Origin of the sequence: Streptococcus sp. S784/96/1, from assembly GCF_902729355.1 — a bacterium.
Classification (GTDB): Bacteria; Bacillota; Bacilli; order Lactobacillales; family Streptococcaceae; genus Streptococcus; species Streptococcus caledonicus.
Genome location: NZ_CACVCC010000008.1, coordinates 65,190 through 83,906, shown reverse-complemented (window position 1 = coordinate 83,906; position 18,717 = coordinate 65,190). Strand labels below are relative to the sequence as shown.

At 39.2% G+C, this 18,717-nt stretch carries 16 protein-coding genes and 3 pseudogenes; 9 read left to right on the top strand and 10 right to left on the bottom strand.

The features are described 5' to 3' along the window. Window positions 1-1,838 (bottom strand): YSIRK-type signal peptide-containing protein (locus GZ996_RS04470; protein ID WP_162011427.1); only part of this gene is annotated, 1,838 nt, incomplete at its 3' end. A 279-nt stretch (window positions 1,839-2,117) separates the two neighbouring features. Between GZ996_RS04470 and GZ996_RS04465 the strand changes: the two genes are divergently transcribed. Beyond that, on the top strand, window positions 2,118-3,068 hold the full coding sequence (locus GZ996_RS04465; protein ID WP_162011426.1) for an IS30 family transposase: 951 nt from the start codon (window positions 2,118-2,120) through the stop codon (window positions 3,066-3,068). On the opposite strand, the gene GZ996_RS04460 is transcribed toward GZ996_RS04465, so the two are convergent. Continuing rightward, entirely contained in the window at window positions 3,055-3,327 is a 273-nt protein-coding gene (locus GZ996_RS04460) for a hypothetical protein (RefSeq protein WP_156805528.1), read from the bottom strand. The genes GZ996_RS04465 and GZ996_RS04460 overlap by 14 nt on opposite strands. Window positions 3,328-3,501: 174 nt before the next feature. On the opposite strand from GZ996_RS04460, the pseudogene GZ996_RS11850 reads away from it, so the two are divergent. After that, window positions 3,502-3,633: pseudogene (locus GZ996_RS11850) on the top strand (IS30 family transposase); the annotation flags it as partial. A gap of 67 nt (window positions 3,634-3,700) precedes the next feature. On the opposite strand, the gene GZ996_RS04455 reads toward GZ996_RS11850, so the two are convergent. Continuing rightward, on the bottom strand, window positions 3,701-4,900 hold the full coding sequence (locus tag GZ996_RS04455; RefSeq protein WP_156805529.1) for an ROK family transcriptional regulator: 1,200 nt from the start codon (window positions 4,898-4,900) through the stop codon (window positions 3,701-3,703). 151 nt (window positions 4,901-5,051) lie between these two features. Between GZ996_RS04455 and GZ996_RS04450 the strand changes: the two are divergent. Next, window positions 5,052-5,390, top strand: a pseudogene (locus GZ996_RS04450) (transposase); the annotation flags it as partial. Between the two features lie 163 nt (window positions 5,391-5,553). On the opposite strand, the gene GZ996_RS04445 reads toward GZ996_RS04450, so the two are convergent. The 5 genes from GZ996_RS04445 to GZ996_RS04425 are packed head-to-tail and all read right to left on the bottom strand — an operon-like array spanning window position 5,554 to window position 10,690. Then, the gene (locus GZ996_RS04445) at window positions 5,554-5,868 is read right to left on the bottom strand and encodes a PTS lactose/cellobiose transporter subunit IIA (protein ID WP_202913602.1); all 315 of its coding nucleotides are present in this window, start codon (window positions 5,866-5,868) and stop codon (window positions 5,554-5,556) included. 6 nt (window positions 5,869-5,874) lie between these two features. Further along, complete coding sequence (locus GZ996_RS04440) at window positions 5,875-6,186, bottom strand: PTS sugar transporter subunit IIB (protein WP_156805531.1); 312 nt, start codon at window positions 6,184-6,186, stop codon at window positions 5,875-5,877. A 10-nt stretch (window positions 6,187-6,196) separates the two neighbouring features. Further along, complete coding sequence (locus GZ996_RS04435; RefSeq protein WP_161978817.1) at window positions 6,197-7,096, bottom strand: DUF7916 family protein; 900 nt, start codon at window positions 7,094-7,096, stop codon at window positions 6,197-6,199. A gap of 21 nt (window positions 7,097-7,117) precedes the next feature. Further along, entirely contained in the window at window positions 7,118-8,440 is a 1,323-nt protein-coding gene (locus GZ996_RS04430) for a PTS sugar transporter subunit IIC (RefSeq protein WP_162011425.1), read from the bottom strand. A gap of 39 nt (window positions 8,441-8,479) precedes the next feature. Continuing rightward, window positions 8,480-10,690 (bottom strand): family 16 glycosylhydrolase, encoded by a 2,211-nt coding sequence (locus tag GZ996_RS04425; RefSeq protein ID WP_162011433.1) that lies wholly within the window; start codon window positions 10,688-10,690, stop codon window positions 8,480-8,482. Window positions 10,691-11,335: 645 nt separating this feature from the next. Between GZ996_RS04425 and GZ996_RS04420 the strand changes: the two genes are divergently transcribed. From GZ996_RS04420 to GZ996_RS04410, 3 genes and pseudogenes are all read left to right on the top strand, one after another. Continuing rightward, the gene (locus tag GZ996_RS04420; RefSeq protein WP_162011424.1) at window positions 11,336-11,581 is read left to right on the top strand and encodes a hypothetical protein; all 246 of its coding nucleotides are present in this window, start codon (window positions 11,336-11,338) and stop codon (window positions 11,579-11,581) included. Further along, window positions 11,578-11,945: pseudogene (locus GZ996_RS04415) on the top strand (hypothetical protein). Before GZ996_RS04420 ends, GZ996_RS04415 begins: the two are co-directional and overlap by 4 nt. Continuing rightward, complete coding sequence (locus GZ996_RS04410) at window positions 11,932-12,228, top strand: DUF5960 family protein (protein WP_162011422.1); 297 nt, start codon at window positions 11,932-11,934, stop codon at window positions 12,226-12,228. Before GZ996_RS04415 ends, GZ996_RS04410 begins: the two are co-directional and overlap by 14 nt. A gap of 30 nt (window positions 12,229-12,258) precedes the next feature. On the opposite strand, the gene GZ996_RS04405 is transcribed toward GZ996_RS04410, so the two are convergent. After that, the gene (locus GZ996_RS04405; protein WP_162011421.1) at window positions 12,259-13,581 is read right to left on the bottom strand and encodes a carboxylesterase family protein; all 1,323 of its coding nucleotides are present in this window, start codon (window positions 13,579-13,581) and stop codon (window positions 12,259-12,261) included. 75 nt (window positions 13,582-13,656) lie between these two features. Here GZ996_RS04405 and GZ996_RS12075 point away from each other — a divergent pair, with 75 nt between their 5' ends. From GZ996_RS12075 to GZ996_RS04390, 3 genes are all read left to right on the top strand, one after another. Beyond that, window positions 13,657-14,088: a MerR family transcriptional regulator gene (locus tag GZ996_RS12075; protein ID WP_162011420.1), complete on the top strand. Its 432-nt coding sequence runs from the start codon at window positions 13,657-13,659 to the stop codon at window positions 14,086-14,088. A 486-nt stretch (window positions 14,089-14,574) separates the two neighbouring features. After that, on the top strand, window positions 14,575-15,009 hold the full coding sequence (locus tag GZ996_RS04395) for a hypothetical protein (protein ID WP_161981004.1): 435 nt from the start codon (window positions 14,575-14,577) through the stop codon (window positions 15,007-15,009). A gap of 98 nt (window positions 15,010-15,107) precedes the next feature. Further along, window positions 15,108-15,776 (top strand): XRE family transcriptional regulator, encoded by a 669-nt coding sequence (locus tag GZ996_RS04390; RefSeq protein ID WP_162011419.1) that lies wholly within the window; start codon window positions 15,108-15,110, stop codon window positions 15,774-15,776. Between the two features lie 20 nt (window positions 15,777-15,796). On the opposite strand, the gene GZ996_RS04385 is transcribed toward GZ996_RS04390, so the two are convergent. Beyond that, complete coding sequence (locus GZ996_RS04385) at window positions 15,797-18,697, bottom strand: glycoside hydrolase family 98 domain-containing protein (protein ID WP_238386394.1); 2,901 nt, start codon at window positions 18,695-18,697, stop codon at window positions 15,797-15,799. Window positions 18,698-18,717: the final 20 nt, after the last annotated feature.

Below are 18,717 nucleotides of genomic sequence, written 5' to 3'. Positions count from 1 at the left end.
AACGCAGAATCTCGAGCTAACGCCGTCTCTGGATTTACCTCAGGTTCTGGTTCCACCTCAGTCTCTGGATTTACCTCGGGCATTGGTTTCACCTCAGGTTCTGGTTCTACCTCAGGTTTTGGTTCTACCTCAGGTTTTGGTTCTACCTCAGTCTCTGGATTTACCTCAGGTTCTGGTTCCACCTCAGTCTCTGGATTTACCTCGGGCATTGGTTTCACCTCAGGTTCTGGTTCTACCTCAGGTTTTGGTTTCACCTCGGGCATGGGTTTCACTTCCGGCACTTGCTTTTTCTCGGTTTCTGGCTTAGCCTCAGGTGCTGGTTTTGTTTCAGGTGTTGGCTTAGCCTCAGGTGTTGGTTTTGCCTCAGTTTCTGGCTCAGCCTCGGGTGTTGGTTTCACTTCCGGTACTTGCTTTTTCTCGGTTTCTGGCTCAGCCTCGGGTGTTGGTTTTACTTCCGGTACTTGCTTTTTCTCGGTTTCTGGCTCAGCCTCAGGCGCTGGTTTAGGCTCAGTCTCTGGCTTAGCCTCGGGCACTGCTCTCTCCTCAGACTTAGGGGCCATCTCAGGTGTTGATTTAGGCTTGGGCGCTGGAGAAATTATTAAGGAGCTGTCTCCTATACCTTTTTCTTCCTGCTTTTCCCTTTCAACTTGTTCTAGTAACTTTTTGACTAGTTCATTTTTGAGGGTGTCTTCAAATTTTTTCTTTTCTTCTTGATTTATTTTCTCACCTTTAAAACGATACCAGTTCCCAGCTCCCTGAGTGATTTGATTTATCCCCGTTAAGAATGGAAGATTTGTGGGATCGACTGTATCAGATAGCTTCGCAGTAATTTGATATCGATACTTATCTGATGTATCCAGATAGGTTTTACCTGTTTTTTTAACGATTAACATAGTGGAGAAATCATTTGGTGAAAATCCCTGTTTATCAGGCTCTACACGAGAAACATGTGTGTCCCACTCGCTTTGATAGTTATAGCTACCATTGTCTCGTTTTAAATATCCATAGGTATGATCGAAATCGCCAGTGAAAAAATGAGAATCCTTTATTTGGAAACGTTCTTTCTTTTCGCCAGTCCTTTCAAAATCAATGTTTTCTAATTGAACTCCTTTGGGGAGCATAAAAATCATATTAGGTCCAACCCAATTTTCTCCAGCGTTGTTGAAAGAGACAGTCCAAGTTATATGAGTAATCTTTTTATTGTTGCCGATACCATCATAGTGATATCCTATTTGGTAAGTTACGCTTTTATGCGTATTATTAACATCTTCTTCATAAGCCATTGGAACAGTTGTTGACTTTTTATTAACGATACCATCACTTGCTTGAGGGGATTTGATTTCCTGTGCTTGTGTAGAATTTCTTAGGCTCGTTGTTTCTGGTTTTGTTTGAGCTATTTCAGGTAAAGTGGCTTCAGCAGGTTGGAGGCTGTCTATTTGAGATGAACCAGGTGTAGGTGTACTATTGCCGATGACTTCTTGCTCTAATGTGGCTAATGAATCTGAGTTTGAGTGACCTCTTTCAGATATTTTCGTTTCAAGTGTAGCGTCAGTTGTTTCCGAAATCTCGCTTCCTTTGATTTTCGTATCATCAGTGCGATTCTCAGTTTTAGAGATTTCCGCATCCGAAACTATCGCCGGTTGCTCTTCTTTTAGTTGACTGGCTTCTGTATGAGAAAAAATCTCTGTACTGGGTGGTGAACTGATTGCTACTTCATCCTTACCATCAGCTTGAACGAATTGTGTCGGTAGTCCGATCAGCAAGGTTCCAATGAGAACAGACCCTACCCCAACTTGGAGTTTTCGAATGCTATAACGTTTTCGGTTATCAAATAACATAAAAATATCTCGCTTTCTACCTCTGAAATTAGAAGGTGCTCTATAATCATCATTATAGCTATAATAAGAAGAGAGAAAGGGAACGGAGGTAATGTAATAGTTACCTAATTTTTGTGTATAGGCAAGGATTAAGAAAAAAGCAGTAACTTAAACATCCCTTCAGAATGAAACTTCTGAAACGATTGTTTTTCCCGCGTTGTAAAATTAAGCTAGACAGAAAAAGCCATCTATGTTAGTCTCAGATAAACTACCACATTTGTCTGAAAGGGACTAACATAAATGACCTACACTCATCTTACCACAAACGAACTCGTAATGATAGAGGCATATTACCAAGTAGGTAAGAAAGTTTGTGACATCTCGAAGTCACTTGGCAGATCACGACAAACGATTTACAATGTTCTTTCTTTTCTGAAAACTGGTCATTCGGCTTATGACTATTATGAGCGTTACCAAACCAACAAGAAGCGTTGTGGCCGGAAAAACACTCAACTCACAAAACCAGTACAAGACTTTATCCAATCATATTTAGAATTAGATTGGAGTTTCGATGTGATAAAAGGTACCTATCCTGAGCGCATCCCTTGTTCTATGAGAACCCTCTATCGCTTAGCTGACCGTGGCATCTTCCATAAAAATGATTTACCCTGGCAAGGGAAACGAAACCCCAATGGGAAGAAAGAAACGCGTGGAAAACAAGCTTTTCGCAGAAATATTCGTGAGCGGACTGAAATGTATCCAGAGTTCGAAAGTGAATTCGGTCATCTTGAAGGGGACACCATTGTTGGCAAGAATCATAAAAGTGCTGTTATTACGCTGGTTGAGAAGCAGTCAAAAGCGATTATCACACTTCAAACTAATGGACGAAAAGCGAGTGATATTGAGGAATCAGTCAGCAAGTGGATGTCACAGTTTCCAAGACATCTCTTCAAATCCATTACCTTTGATTGCGGGAAAGAGTTCTCCAATTGGAAATCCATTTCAAATAAACATGACATTGACATTTTCTTTGCGGATCCAGGCTGTCCGGGGCAGCGGGGGCTTAATGAACATTCTAATGGTCTATTAAGACGGCACGGACTTCCTAAGCAGATGGACTTCAAGGGTATTTCTCAAAAATGTCTATCAGCTATAGCTGATAGACGAAATAACATTCCTAGGAAATCTTTAAATTATCAAACACCTTATCAAGTTTTTCTGACTAACTTGAAAATGTCTAACTTAATTTGACAAATGAGGATATATAAAAGTCACTTCTAATAAAATAATTTAAAGTATTGCTATCAACATCATCAAACCTTACTTCAAATAAAACTCCATTTGTATTAGAATCTTTTAATGTTGTAACATTTTCGGTTAAGAATGGTGAAAATGAAAGGTGTTCATCAATCATTTCAAAAAATATGATTTCTCCAAAATCAAGTTTATAAAGAGGACCTTGTCCATTGTATGCTTGTAAAAAATTATAAAATCTTCTCTTAAATTCCATTGTATTTGAACATCGTAAGACAATTTAGAAGTAAAAATGTTTTCTCCAATATCTAACCAATACTCCATCTGTCAACCTCTCTCTCATTTTCTACAACACTCACCTCAAGAGGATGATGAGTAATAATATTTATGATGTGTTTCTCTGAGATGGCAATATAATTATTTAAATTAAAACGAAAACTTTAATGGCCTGCTTAGGGAATTTATCTCCAAAGGACAATCACTCAAGCAAGTCACACCTGAAGAATTAGAACAAGCCCCCCTAGCCATTAATCAGAGACCCAGAAAAATTCCCAACTGCTAATCCGCACAAGACTTGTTTCAACAAGATAAAACCGCCTAACAATAATTTTCAGTTAAGTTAACTGCAATTATGAATTTTCAATCTCTCCTTCAATAAAATGCCTTTTGATAGCCAATGCACAAGCTCCAATTGCACCTCTGTTCGAGCAATATGGCAAAACTTGTCGAGTAATAGCTCTTTCCTGCTGGACAACTTGCGTACTAATTGCCAACTTAGCCTGAAGTTTACGCATAATCAAAGGTTCTTCAAAAAGTTTACCATGAATATAGATCGCATCAACATCTAATATCATTTGGGAATTATTAATTTGTAACACGAGATAATCTAAAGCTTGTTCAACAATCCGATGCACAAATTCATCGCCCATCTGGTAAGCATAAAATAAATCATTTAATTCAACCTCTTCTGGACAGTCAGCCAAAAGCTTCAAATATGATGTCCTACCAGAAGCCAATGCGTGCCGAGCCTTTTTCAACATCCAAGGAATACTGGCATAGGTTTGTAAACAGCCAGCCTTCCCACATTCGCACTGTTCTCCATTGGGATTAACAACAAGGTGGCCCACTTCACCTACTAGATAATTTTTATCACCATAAATATGGCCGTCATAAACATAGGAAGCAAAAATACCGCGCTTTAGATTTAAAAACAAGAAATTCAATTTATTTTTCGTTGAGGATAAATAAAGTTGTGCCAAAGCCATGCATTTCACATTATTTTTGACATAAACAGGAATGGATATCTCAGAAATAACTGAAGCAAGATCAAAATTTGACCAAAAAGTCTGATTAGACACGATGGTCTGAGACTCCTGTTCATAATGTCCAGGAACTGCCAGAGCAACTGCTTTAATGGAGTAGTTACAGTGAGTGTCTATATAAGAATGGATTAGTTCTATCAAATTTTTTTCAGTCAATAGAAAGGTTGAGTCTACTGTTTGATGAACCGTCGCATTCTCGACGAGTTGACCCAGATTATCAGTCAAACAAATCGTGACTTTGTTCTCCCCAAGCTCAATCCCCATGTAGTAGGCCAATTGAGGTCTAACGTCCAACAATACCCGTTTACGACCAATGCCCGAATCACGCGCACCATCACCAGTTTCCGTCAAAACGCCCTGCTTAATCATGACCCCAGTAATTTCGGTCATGGTTGCAGGCGTGATACCAAGCCGACGTGCTAAATCCGCTCGCGACTGGCTGCCGTGCAAGTAAAGACTTTCTAAAATCTGATTGCGCTGAAGGCTTTGTTTTTTTGATAATGCCATGTTTTATTAATCCTTGAATCCTATTGTAGCTTAGTTCTATTTTATCTAAAAAAGCCGTACCCGTAAAGGGTACAGGCTTTTAGCTTTCATTTATTTTTCTAGTATAATTTAATTGTTCAGGCTAAATCAAGAGGAAAATAAATGGCAAAAACCTGAGTTAAAAGTTTATTATGATCTTTACCAGTTACTTCTTTTCCACCTGCAAGAGAAAAATACTGACCAGTTTTGGGGCTTAATTCAAGACGCTTTACCTCATCTCAATCAAACCTTTAAAACGGCTTTGAATACCTTTATTCGCTATCAAGCCTACATCACTAATGCCATTGAATTGCCTTATTCTAACGCTAAACTTGAAGCTACTAACAAACTCATCAAAGATATCAAGCGCAATGCCTTTGGTTATCGGAACTTTGACAATTTCAAGAAACGGATTTATCTCGCTTTGAATATAGCAAAAGAGAAGACGAAGCCCGTCTCCTCTCGTGTTTAGCTATAAGTCACCCATTACAGTTGACAAAGAGCCGATAAAAGCCCGTTGAACGGACGTTAGTCAAGTTATCAAGTAGTCCTGAAAACGTTCAGTTAGCATCTTTAGACGCGGCTGGAGGGAATCGTCTTACAGTCGGTGTACAAACCACCCGTTTTACGGGTGGTTATGACTTACACCGATATAGATCAATGATTTCCTTAGCCAAATCCACAAAGGTGATGGCTGTCATCAGGTGGTCCTGACTATGTACGGTCAGCAGGGTAATGTTCAATTGCTCTCCTTGAGCTTCTTGGGTCAATAACCCTGTCTGAGCATGATGCGCCGCAACCAAAGAAGCATGTGCAGCGTCCAATTTACGATCAGCCAGTGCAAATTCTCCAGATTTCGCAGCAGCAATAGCTTCCATCGCATTGCTTTTCGCCTCACCGGCATTCATGATAAGTCCCATGATGGATTCCAAGTTAATCTCTGCCATCATAACCTCCTATTGAATCAAATCCAGGGCTGTTTGAAGTACCTTGACACCATTCATCATCCCATAATCTTGCATGTTAATAACGGATAGAGGAATCCCTAGTGGTTCCAGTTTCTTCTTGAGATTACCTTCTTCATAACGTACTTGAGGTCCTAAAAGAACAACATCAATAGTATTTTCAGATAATTCCTTGTCTACTTCAGCTACTGACACCGCATAGATTTTAGATTTCAGTCCTTGGTCTTGAGCTGCTTTTTCCATTTTTGTCACCAGAAGGCTGGTGGACATGCCTGCTGCACAGGCGAGTAAAATTGTAGTCATTTATTATCTCCTATCTGTTAATAGAACGGCCAATCATCGCAAGCGTATGACGTTGCCCCCGAATAGCTTTACTCATTGTAAAAATATTTTCAACAGGAGCCAAGCCGCCATAACCAGCATCGCCGATATGCTGAATATCTACGCCACAAATTTTATTTTGTAAAGCCATGTAACGTACTGTTTCTGGTTCTGAGCTTTCCTGGCTAGTGCCGATAGCTGTCATCACCAAGGCACCATGACGATGTGCCACCTTAACCATATCAGTCAAATCACTGGCTTGAAAACCTGGCACACTACCGACAGATGGGGCCAAGATTATATCTGCACCTGCATCAATCAAAGCCTTAACCACATCCAAATCTGCAACAGGTTCATCCACTCCTGCTGCATGCATTTTTCCTGCAATAATCAAACCTGAAAATTCTTGTTTAGCCAACTTGACCGTTTCAATAATAGCCGAGTTGGTCACGCCTGTCCCTGGATTGCCTGTAAAGCAGACAAAATCAAACCCAAGGCGTTCAATTTCCTGAATAGTCTCTAAATGAGCTTGTCGTCCTCTTGAAATGGTTAACGTCTCATCCATCATCTTTGCCTGTGGGTCAACTGGTTCCAGATTGATCCCTATGGGACGCCCCACCAAATGGTGTAGGCGTTCAACCACGTTTACTTCATCTTGACCTAGACCAGCTACAACAGGTTCAAACACATCCAGTCCATTCAATAAAATCAGGTCTGCCCCAAAAGCCCTGGCCATCTCAGCATTGGTGCATTCAGCAATATAGGGTTCCCGAGGCGCAACATTTTCAGACAAGATAATTCGACCTTCTGACGCTTTTATACTCTGCTTCAACTCGCTGGCCGACATGGCCAAAATTTCAGAAGCTTCCGCACTTAAAAATCGTTTAACCATAGCTTTTCCTTTCTAACTTCATCACTCATTTTCTTGTTGTTTAAATTGCTTCTCAACAGCAATAAAGAATGGCAAATACAAGGCAACATCAATAAGAATCAAGATAATCTGGAGAACTGCCCCCATGACACTACCTGTTGTCAAGAAACCAGATAAAATTGGAGGCATAGTCCATGAAGCCTCAGACCTAGTCAATGGCACCAAACCTGACGACATGGCCAACCAAGCAACAAGCGTGTTCACCATTGGTGCAAGGACAAAAGGAACAAGGAGAGCCACATTCATTACAACTGGGAAACCAAACATGGCTGGTTCATTGATATTGAAGAGTCCTGGAATTACGGTCAGGGGGGCAAGTGCCTTAGTCTGCTGACTACCATTTTTCTTACGAGCATACCAGGCAATAGCAAGCACCAAACCAATAGTTGCACCACCACCACCGATGTAGACAAAGTTATCCATAAACGGCGTTGTGAAAATTTCTTTCAGCGATTGACCAGCTTGATAGGCTTCAACGTTAGCAGACAGATTGTCAATCCAAGTTGGTTTCATGATGGCATTAACCGTATTCCCACCGTGGATACCGACAAACCAGAATAAGGAGTTAAGGCCAGCAATCAGCATAACACCAATAATATTACCACCAATAAGACGAAGTGGTCCACCGACAATAGTTTGAGCCAATTCATGGATGTTTGGTAACTTATTAGCATCCAAAATACCATAAATCGTCAACCACATGGTAATAATGACTGCCCCAGGAATAATAGCTGAAAAACTGCGTGATACCGCAGGGGGTACTGCATCAGGTAGTTTGATTTGGATATTGCGTTTGATAAACCAATCGTAAATAACAGCACTAACTAGACCTAACACAATAGCCACAAATACACCTTTGGCAGACATATAAGAGGCTGTGATACCTGCTGGAATAGACAATCCTTCTGGAAGCGCCACATCGGGGTTTGCTAGGGCAACTGTCGCACCGTTCACGTAAGGCGTAACAGTGATAAAGGAGGCTAGGGAAATTAAGCCCGAAGCGACCCCGTCCACCTTCTCTTGCTTAGAATAGCTGTAAGCAATACCAAAGGCAGCGACCATTCCGAGTAGGCTGAAGCTTCCGTCAACTCCTTTCCAGAGGTAACCTGCTACTCCGATATCACCCAGCCAGGCTTCCCAACCTGGCGCAGGAAAAGAGGCGACAATCATGAAGATTGAACCGATAATCAAAAGAGGCATGGATAGGGTAATCCCATCCCGAATAGCTACAAGAGCTTTGTTTGAACTCATTTTAGCCGCAATCGGCATGAGTTTCTGCTCAATAAATGCGTTGAATTTGTTCATAATCATTACTCCGAAAATATTTATCTTCTCTAACTCAAACTACAACAGAATACTATTATTCACTGTAGTTTTGAAAGCTCTTCTATAATCTGGTTTAATTTTATCATTTGGATTTATAAATACAATCCCATATGATCCATTCTCGGTTATAATGTCATCAGGGTTCTCCCACTGCCAACCAGTCGGAAGTTCAACCATTGACAAACTTTTACCGAGTTCTCCATTTAGTTTTGTAGGTAATATTACTAATTGACTTAGTTCACGAGTCATTTTGTGAATTGGTTCTCCTCGACCATTGTAATCAGAGGATTTTGGAATTGATGTGTAATAAACATTATAAACACCTGGTGCCAAATCAGCGATTTGACTGGCTTGGGATGAATTTTTAACAACATTGCGAACTTCGTTTCGTCCACCAGGTTCACCTGTATTAACAAACATATACTCGTCATCAATAGAATACTCCACATTATAATTTGGAAGATTTATTGTGACACCATCTAATAAATTAGGCACTTCCCCTTTAACGATTGAGATATTGCGGACACCATTGATAATAGGTTTATTTGCATAATAGGTATCCCGAGCAATCTTCTGTTCATCACTTTGCAACCATCTTACCCAATCAATTTCAACCTTTTGTCCAGATAAATTTTTTCCAGCTGTACCTGGCCAATTTCCACCTGTTGCTAAATTAAATTGGATAAACTGAGGACGATTAAATGCTTTCTTTAATGCCTGAGACCGTTCTGAATTATCATAAACTAATGTATTATAAACAACATTATCTACATACCACTCAATTCTGTCCTCAGACCAATTTATTCCAAAAACATGAAAATCATTAGCAAAGTCATCACTTAGTGACAAGTTTCCACTATATCCAGAACCTGCATTTCCATCTTTATCTGCATCTCCCTTACTGTAGAAGAAATGTGGAGTTCCATAGACTATCTTATTTCCCTGACCTGCTGCAGTTCCTGTCAATTCCATAATATCAATCTCACCTGTTGATGGCCAACCGTATCCTTGTCCAGTTTCAATTCTACCATCTAAAGTAAAATCCGCACCCAGAGTCCAAAATGCTGGAAATACTGCCTGCCCTTTTGGTAATTTCATTTTTGCTTCTAATCTACCGTATAAAAACTCCTGTTTTCCTACTGTCCTAACACTACCTGAGTTATAGTGAACCAGCCTTGCATTGTTACCATGTTTCTGTCTGTTATAGTATTGATCTTCCTCAGGTCTATCGGTAACTTTCAATATCAAATTTCCGTCTTTAATATAAACATTTTCTGTGCTGCTACTATAGTGTTGTTGTTCGTTGCCCCGAATATTCCCTAGTTCATATCCCCAAATATCATCATTTAATCTTTCTCCGCTAAAAGTTTCTTTCCAAACTTCCTCATAGGATGTATTCTCCACAACTTTTAAATTATCAATCTTAATTGATGTTTTCAATGTATTTAAATCCGAAGAGTTATCATGCCATTTCACCAGACCAATGTGTGTTCGATTACCTATCGCAGTAAACTTAATCTCTTGCTTACTCCACTGTCCAATTGAATCACTCATACTATTAACACCTTTACCACCAGGTATTGTAATCTGACTACCGTCTGAATTAATTGATTTCACATCAAAATAGGCACCACTTGCAGAAAATCCATCCGCCACATCAAGTCTAATATCTGCTGAAGCAGTATAGGTTCTGCCTGCTACTGTATTGATTTCGAACAGTAAGAAGTCATTTGTAGTATTTTCTTTGCTCTTGTAAAATGTATTACCTGAGTCCGAAGATATATAATCTCTTTTGTTTTTAGAACGATGAATTATTGGTATAGGTTTACTTGAGACATAGTCACCACCATCAAACGTCGGATTGCTAATTAGATTTAATTCCTGAATAGCATCCTCAATCACAAGTTCTTCAGGTTTATTTGAATCATTCAGTTGCTCGTTTGTTACAACCTCTTTAATATCCGGTAAGACTTCTAATTTTGCAGCATTTAAAACATCTGTACTTGGTGAATTATCGGAATTGCTTTCTAATGAGTCCTCAACTTTATTATATGTTATAGTCTCTTTAACCAAATTAGAAACTACAACATTATTTTCAACAGTACTTAATTCCTCAGCTTTTACCTGCATGGAAGTAGCAAAAAATAATCCACCAATCATCACAGAGCAAATACCAACAGAAAATTTTCGAATAGAATACTTGCCGCTTAAACATTTTTTATAAAACATAAGTTCACCTCCGTTGCAAACGCTTTTTTATTATATTTTAAAACTTTTTTTCTGTTATGTCAATATTTTAGTTATAAAAAAAAACTATTTAATCTATTTTTACAACATCTACTTCTGAAACATTATTTATATAAATTCGATTAATATACTTATAAGAATTTGCTTGATTTTACAAATTGAGAGTGGGGACATCTATTCCCTCATACTCCTTCCCCTATGTCCCCACCATGTGTCTACGGAAATAAATTCCCCCAAAATTTTCCAACGCCTCAACTACCTCAACTGAGGCAGTCACTCTGATACTACCCCACCCCAAGCTAAAAAGCCTTGTCTCCAAGGCTTTTCAATATGCTTTCGTTCAAAGGTTTCTAAGCTTTCACCAGCAGAGCGACTACCTCCACATGTGCTGAGAGCTTTCTTCTATCACTAATGAACGAAAGGGAGTGAAAGTGATTTTAGGATTAAACTGTGGAACGGAACAGTAGCCCTAGTATTGACTACTGTCGTTTCTATTCATATTGGATATTCTAGGACTGAGATGAAAAAATCTATAAATGTTCAGAAAAAAATTGAACCCGCAAATCTCCCCAAAACAATGGTGAGTCATGTACTTGAATTATTCCGAAAAAATACACCTCTGGTGCAGTGAGACAAATTGGTGTGTCTTATAGTGGTTTTGTAGATGAAGGCTATACTCTTCTATCACTATTTGATGATGTAGAACAAATTGAAAAAGAAAATAGACTTCAGACAGCAATTGATGTTGTCCGAGAACAGATTGGTTTTTTAGCCATACAAAAAGGAACCGTCCTAACGGAAGGTTCCAGAAATATTGAACGTAGTAAACTTATCGGCGGACATTCCGCATGTGGCTTAGAGGAACTAAAATGATTGACCGTTCATACTTACCATTTCAGTCAGCAAGAGAGTACCAGGATACAAAGATGCAAAAATGGATGGTTTTTTCCTACCTGAGCATACATCTGCACTATCTGATGATGTAAACAAAGTAACATACATGTCTGATTTATCACTAGAGAAGAAATTATTACTCCTCAGTCAAGTATACGCTGGGCAGCTACACACGCGCATTCATCTGATTGATAAAAACAAGCGTGTTTCCTACACTGGAACAATACCAAGTCTGAATAAGGATTTCATTTTGATAAAAACTACAACAGCTCATATCAATTTGAAATTGAAAGATATTTTGAGTATTGAACTTGTTGAGGAGGTGCTCTATGAATCAGCTTGAGTTTCAGCGTAATCACTTGCAAATGGACTATTATAGCGAGAGCTACCAAGATTTTGAATGTGACTTCTACCGCTACTCCAACATGAATATTCCATTGACCTTCCTGAGCGATGATATCCTCAAAACAATGGTAACTTCACGTAAGAATTACTTTGTCCTGAATAAGGAGAAGGCCAGAGATAATCGGGATCACTTCTTCATTTTTGAGGTAAGTACCTTAGATGAGAATCCGCTAATTTATCATTATACATATAAGAAAACTACAACATATTTAACAGCCTAAAAGATTACTTCTAGGCTGTTTACATATCACTTATTTAACTTGATTAATTTCCAACATAAGCGGTATACCGGCTAGGTCTACCTGACCTGTTCGGGCAAACTGTCCCCAGACCTGGCGGAGTGGCTGACCGTCAATCAGGGTTTCAGCCCAGCTTTTTCCCAAAAGAAAGGGCGAATCTGGAAAGTCGGAGAAGTTAAAGAGCAGAGGTAGTTCTAAATCGTGACCCGCTGCGACCAGGTGTGCCTCCTCCTGCCACGAAAAGCTGTAATGGTAAACCTGACCACCAGCCTGGGCATAGGCTTGGGCAAAGTCCAGGGCAGGTTGATTAAAGATTTCCCGGCTAAGCTTCTTGACCACTAGCTCAATGGCCTTGCGGCCCAGGCGTTTGTCGCTCAATCCCAAAATCTTAGGCTGAGTCGGCAAAAAGCTGGCAACTTCTCTGGTGTTACTGCCGATGAAGAGGGTCACCTCCTTAGCACGCGCCTCTAAGCGAGCAGGAATCTCCGCCAAACTAGGCAAAGGATAGACCCCATAGTGAGGGCCAAACTTCATAAAACGAGCCAGTCCCCTGACCTTGGTCGTCTCCTCAATCTCCACCTGCTTGGCCAACAGCTCAGACAGGGGAGCCTCCAGCGGGAGCTCCAGTAACTTGTCCAGCATCTCTTGGGACATGGCAGAGCGGTCAACTTGTGCAGCCCCGATTGGGGCACTTTGGATGATGGCGCGCTGAACTAGACCTTCTGTGCCATCTGCTAAAAGAATTGCTCGGACGGACTCTGCCCCAGCCGATTGACCAAAGAGGGTCAACTGGTCTGGGGTGCCACCAAATTGAGCTATGTAGCTCTTCACCCACTTGATAGCTTCAATTTGGTCTAGCAAGCCAAGATTGGCCAAGTGACCAGCTTGGTCTCGCAAATATCCCAACCCCCCCAAACGGTAGCTGATATTAACCACCATGACCCGCTCCTGGGCAACCAATAAGTCTGGGGTGTACTCGCTACTCTCCCCACTCCCATTCGTAAATGCTCCTCCATGAATCCAAATCATGACAGGCAACTGATCAGCCTCTGTCGTTCCGACCGGTCGGTAAATGGATAGGATTTGCGGGTGCTCGGTCTGGTCTTGGCTACTGTAGTTTTGATTGAAATAGTATTCCTTGAAATAGATGTTGGGCTGAGCAGCAATTGGCGCCAGCTTGGTCGCATCAATAACGCCACCTTCATAAGAAAAGGGCTGAGGAATACCATAGCGCTGGGCTTGAGCATAACGTAGACCTGCAAACCGCTCAGTTACCCCGTCGCTACTACCGTGCACACGACCAAAATTTGTCTCTTGAAATACACTTGTTCTCATTGTCTATCACCTCTTGTTTTTTTATCCAACTTAGTATAAACTATGAACCATAGTTTAATGTCAAGAGGTAAGATTATGACAATTAAAGAATTAGCAAAAGCAACGGGACTACCTGTCTCCACCATCCGATATTACGAGCGAAGAGGACTTCTGCCCGAGCCTGAGCGATTCCCCAATAACTACCGTAATTACCCAGACCAAAGCGTCAAAACACTCCATCTCATTTTGTACTTTTCAGGCTTGGGCTTAACTCTTGGACAAATCAGGACAATATTGAGAAAAATGACTGAAAAGACCCTAACAAAAACACTGATTCTAGAGTTAATTAATGACCAAAAATCTCACATTGAGAATCAGCTTAAACAACTTATATTCTTAAAACGTAGGCTTAACGCTCTTGAATCACACGAACAACTTGTTGATGAATTCGTATCCTTTGATTGGTTTGAACACAATTCATCTCAGAAGCCTGTTAACAGTTGGATTGAACAGGTTAATAGTGGATAACTACACCCCGATATCGCTAACTTATTAATCGAAAATGACTGAAAAGTTAAATTTCTAATTAGTACAATTGCTATAACAAACAAAAGTATAAATTGTTATATGCAGTTTCACTAGCCTGGTCACCCGTTCTAGTACCATCGACTTTGAGTATTCCATAATTCCGATTCCACGAGTTTCATTGCAATCATACCATAAAGCGTACTCGTTCAACGTTTAATCTCACTCTGATACTACCCCACCCCAAAGTAAAAAGCCTTGCAATCAAGGCTTTTCACTAACCCTTTCGTTCAAGGGTTTCTAGGCTTTCACCAGCAGACACACTACCTCGACTCTATCACTATTGTCCAAACTTATTTGAACATCATTTTCTATGATTGGTAGCTTCAAGGTAATAGACTTAATCCATCGTCCATGCTCATTTTTTTCATCATATACTTCTACTTTATCAATACTTATTTAAAGTTTAGATACGATCCTAAAACTCTAATGCCTAAACATAATACTACTGTTGTTATACAAGGACATATAGAAAATTATGATGGATCAGATACAATAAAAATACAATATTTTATGGCAGATTGGATCCATTTAGAGAGTCCAGAACTAGTAAACCATTTCGGCATATCAGAACAAAGTGGTTTTGCATATCAAAAACCATTTGCAAAGTTTTTTGCATCTGGAACTATAACAGACAAATTATATAGTCATAAATCAAAATGGATTGAGATAGTAATTCAAGATAAAAAGGGCTATGAAATTAAAGCCCAATACAGCTGTAATATGCGTGTAGATGAAGTAAACCCACAAGTTGTAGATCATGTATATCTATATGCACTACCTATCTCAACAAAAAAACTTGTAAAAAATAGAGTTGTAAATTTTGAAAATTTGATTGTAGAAGATATTGTAATCGATACTTAAAAAAGAAAAATAGGAATTTTCAATAATGAAGATTCCTATTTTTTAGTCCTGAAGTAGAGGTCACTGAAAAAAAGAGGGGAGCCTCCACCATTAGACATTTGATATCACCAACAAAACTCAAACAACATCGACAAAAAAATCTTTCTCAGACTGCCATCGCAAATGAATTAGGAGTCACCAGAGCAACTCTGTCAGCTTGGGAGACAGGGAAAACTATCCCAAATAAAAAACACCTTAATAAACTAGCTCAAGCTCTCCAAGTTAAAATTGATGAACTGCAAGATGAGCACCCCCACCTTACGCTATACAAACAACTCAATAAATCAAATAAAAAGAAGGTCGATGATCTCACTCATGACCTTCTTCTGGAACAAAAGGTTATTCCTTTATTTTCGGTGCAAGTCCTTGACAATATTGCTCTATCAGCTGGACACGGCAATGGTATCTGGGATGAATACGAAACCAAAGAAGTCTTCACAAACAAGGAATATCTCTACGATGTAGCTACATGGATTGAAGGTCAATCAATGGATCCCATCTATCAAGATGGTGAAGTCGCCTTAATCCGTGAAGGTGGTTTTGACTACGATGGGGCAGTTTACGCCATTGCCTGGAACAACCAAGTTTATATCAAGACAGTCTATCTTGAAAACGACGGCTATCGACTAGTCTCCATCAATAACACCTATCCAGATAAATTTGCACCAGCTGAGGATAATTCAAGAATCGTTGGAAAAATTGTAGGACATTTTATGCCAATTATTTAATATTTTTACAAAAAATAAACTTAATAATTAACATTAAATACAATATTACCGTTATTCACTACCTTAATCGTAGCAGTCTTTTTAGCAGAATCATATTCTACAGTCGGAACTACTGAAGCTGAATCAGTTGTTGAAATCATCTCAATCGTTGGAGCGGCATTCAGATTTTTAACTACAATAACACTTTCTCTCTGAGGTGAAACAGGAGTATTGTTAATATAAGTCTCATATACCCAGTTTATGGCTGCAGGTTTGCTCAATTGTGGTAATCTTCTTGCCTCAGAAGCGGTCTTAGCATCTTTCCACAAGCTATCTTTGTTAATTCGATAGTTATTAAGAATTACATTTAAACCATTGCCACTATCTGTAACAATTGAATATGAATGAGGCTTCAGAGTCATATCAAATTGTTTTCCATTCAAATCAAACGAGCCTTTTTGGTCACGATCAGAATTGTACTCATAGTTATAAACAAATACTCTATTGTCGATCTCATCAGCAAAGATAGTTCCATTATATTCTTCAGGATAAAGAGAATCTAAGAAAGCCTTTCTTTTAGCTGTTGTTGACATTTCATTTGATTTTAAATCAACAATTTGAATATGTTCTGGTAGTTTGGATTTTAATTTATCCACTGTAATACTTGCTGGAACAGTAGGAATAACACCATATCGTCCAGTAGTGTATAGAGGGCTTTGATGAGTAGCTGTATTAACACCTACAAAGAAATGTCCCTCATGATTCGCTGAATAATTACCGCGTAGGATAACCTTCGTATTGGCCAGCACTTCTTCTTTTGATGGTGCTGGATTAGCAATGATATATTTGAAGAAGTTTTTAATTACTGTATTAAACAGAGGACTCTCCTGATTTTTCACACCATAAGTGTAAGCAGGATGTTCAAAGTTATATACAGAGCCACCATTCAAGTAAATATTCATAGCTTCAGCTCCAAGCATGGCCTCTGGCTGAGTCAACCATTGCCTGTTGCCTTGGGATTTTCCAATATTAGAAGCGTCAAACAGTTTCCATTTTCCTGTTTCATACCACTTCCAAGTATCCATCAGTCCGCCCCATTGATAAGCATAATCTGATAACCACAAACCATTCATATAACTTGTTGTAGGAGCATCATTTCCTTCAGCAGCAGGAGTATTCTTATGCATAAAGATAAAGTTCTGCCAATATTTTTCTACAGCACTTTTGAACACATCTTTACCATGAGCTCCTAAAGCACGTTCAATAGAACCACCATTGTTCTGCTCTGACCAGATGAAATAACCACCATGTTTAGCAGACAGCTTCAGATACTCTGCTGCATTGCTCTCAACATTTCCAGTCCAAATCCAATAGTTTTCTGTTGAGAAAATACCATGTAAACAAGAATATTTCTCATACATTTCATCAATCCAGTCCATTGTCAACCAATGAGCTGCTGTATAATATGAAGTATTCCCTGCCGTAAACACAGTTAATACGACTGGGATAGGTTCATTTTGACCAGTTGCTGGATTTACATAGTTCTGGGCTTCTTCTAAGATATGCTCATAGAATTGAGCGGCAGAACCATCACGATGAGGTAAATCGTCTGGGTGAATTTGAATAACAGTATACGGTTTTAATTCAGGGTCAATATTTTCCCATTTTCCAACCAGAGTATCGTCACCCCAGAAAGCATAGTTTCCTTTTTCAAATTCACCACCATTGGCATAAAGTGGCATCATCAAAAGAGGGTGCTGATTGGAAATTTCACGTCTTTTTGGAGCAAGTTCAAAATCATTTGGATTTTTAAATGAACCGCTAGCAACAAAATATGCACCTGCATATACTAGCTCATCACCCCAAGTTACATTACCTGAATAACCTTTCAGTTTAATTGTTTTGGCATTCTCTGGAATTTCAATATCAATTGGTATAGCTGGTGTATCATAACCAAATCCTTCAGGATATTGCTCTAATGTTGTGTAGATGACCTTTCCATCAACTTCTACTTCAAATTTTTCAACAAACGCATATCTACTATCAGCGTGACCCGCACTTCTATCAAGACCTACAAAGGTTGTGAATCGTGAAACTCCAGCTCCTTGAATATTATATTCAATAGAAGATGGAGAAGCAGCAATTGTTCCTAAACCTTTATCGAATTCTTTAATGTTACCATCAGCCAATTTTAGAGAGATTTTTTGAGAACTACCATTATTTCCTAAAGAGAATGGCTTGTTCTTCTGAACAGTTTTTGAACTTGTAGCATCTCCATGACTAGCTACTTTCCATTCTAAATCAGATAGATAAACCATGTTCTCTCGTACAGGTAATTCAGTTATAGGCTTAGGTTCTGAGTTGGCTTCCCTTGTTTGTAAAGTCGGACTACCAAATACAACCTCATCACCCCAAGTAACAGAACCTGAATAGCTACGAAGCTCTAGTTTCTTAGCTCCCTCTGCTACAGGTAAGTCCAACCAAATAGCAGGAGTATCATAGGCAATACCATTTGGATAATCAGTTACAGAACTGTAGATTACAGTATCATCTACCAATACCTCAATCTTGTCAACCTTAGAATACCGCTCATCAAGCGGAGTTGCTGAACGATCGATTCCTACAAAAGTAGTAAACTTGGATACATCTAAGGTAGAAATATCATAAATAATAGATGATGGATTGGAAGCTATCGTTCCTAACCCTTTATCAAACTCTCTAGTAGCTCCATCAACCATTTTCAGAGAAATCTTTTTATTTTGATTAGAGTTTCCTGGTGTAAACGGTTTATTCTTTTGAACTTGTTTATGTTGATAAGCGTCACCATGAGTAGCTGTTTGCCATTCAATATCCGATAAATTGATGTCAGCAGCTTCCACTATTGAAGATGAGAGAGCCAGTGTTAATAATAGAGCTGAAATTGACAGCAATCTATATTTCATATTATTTAATCTCATTGTTT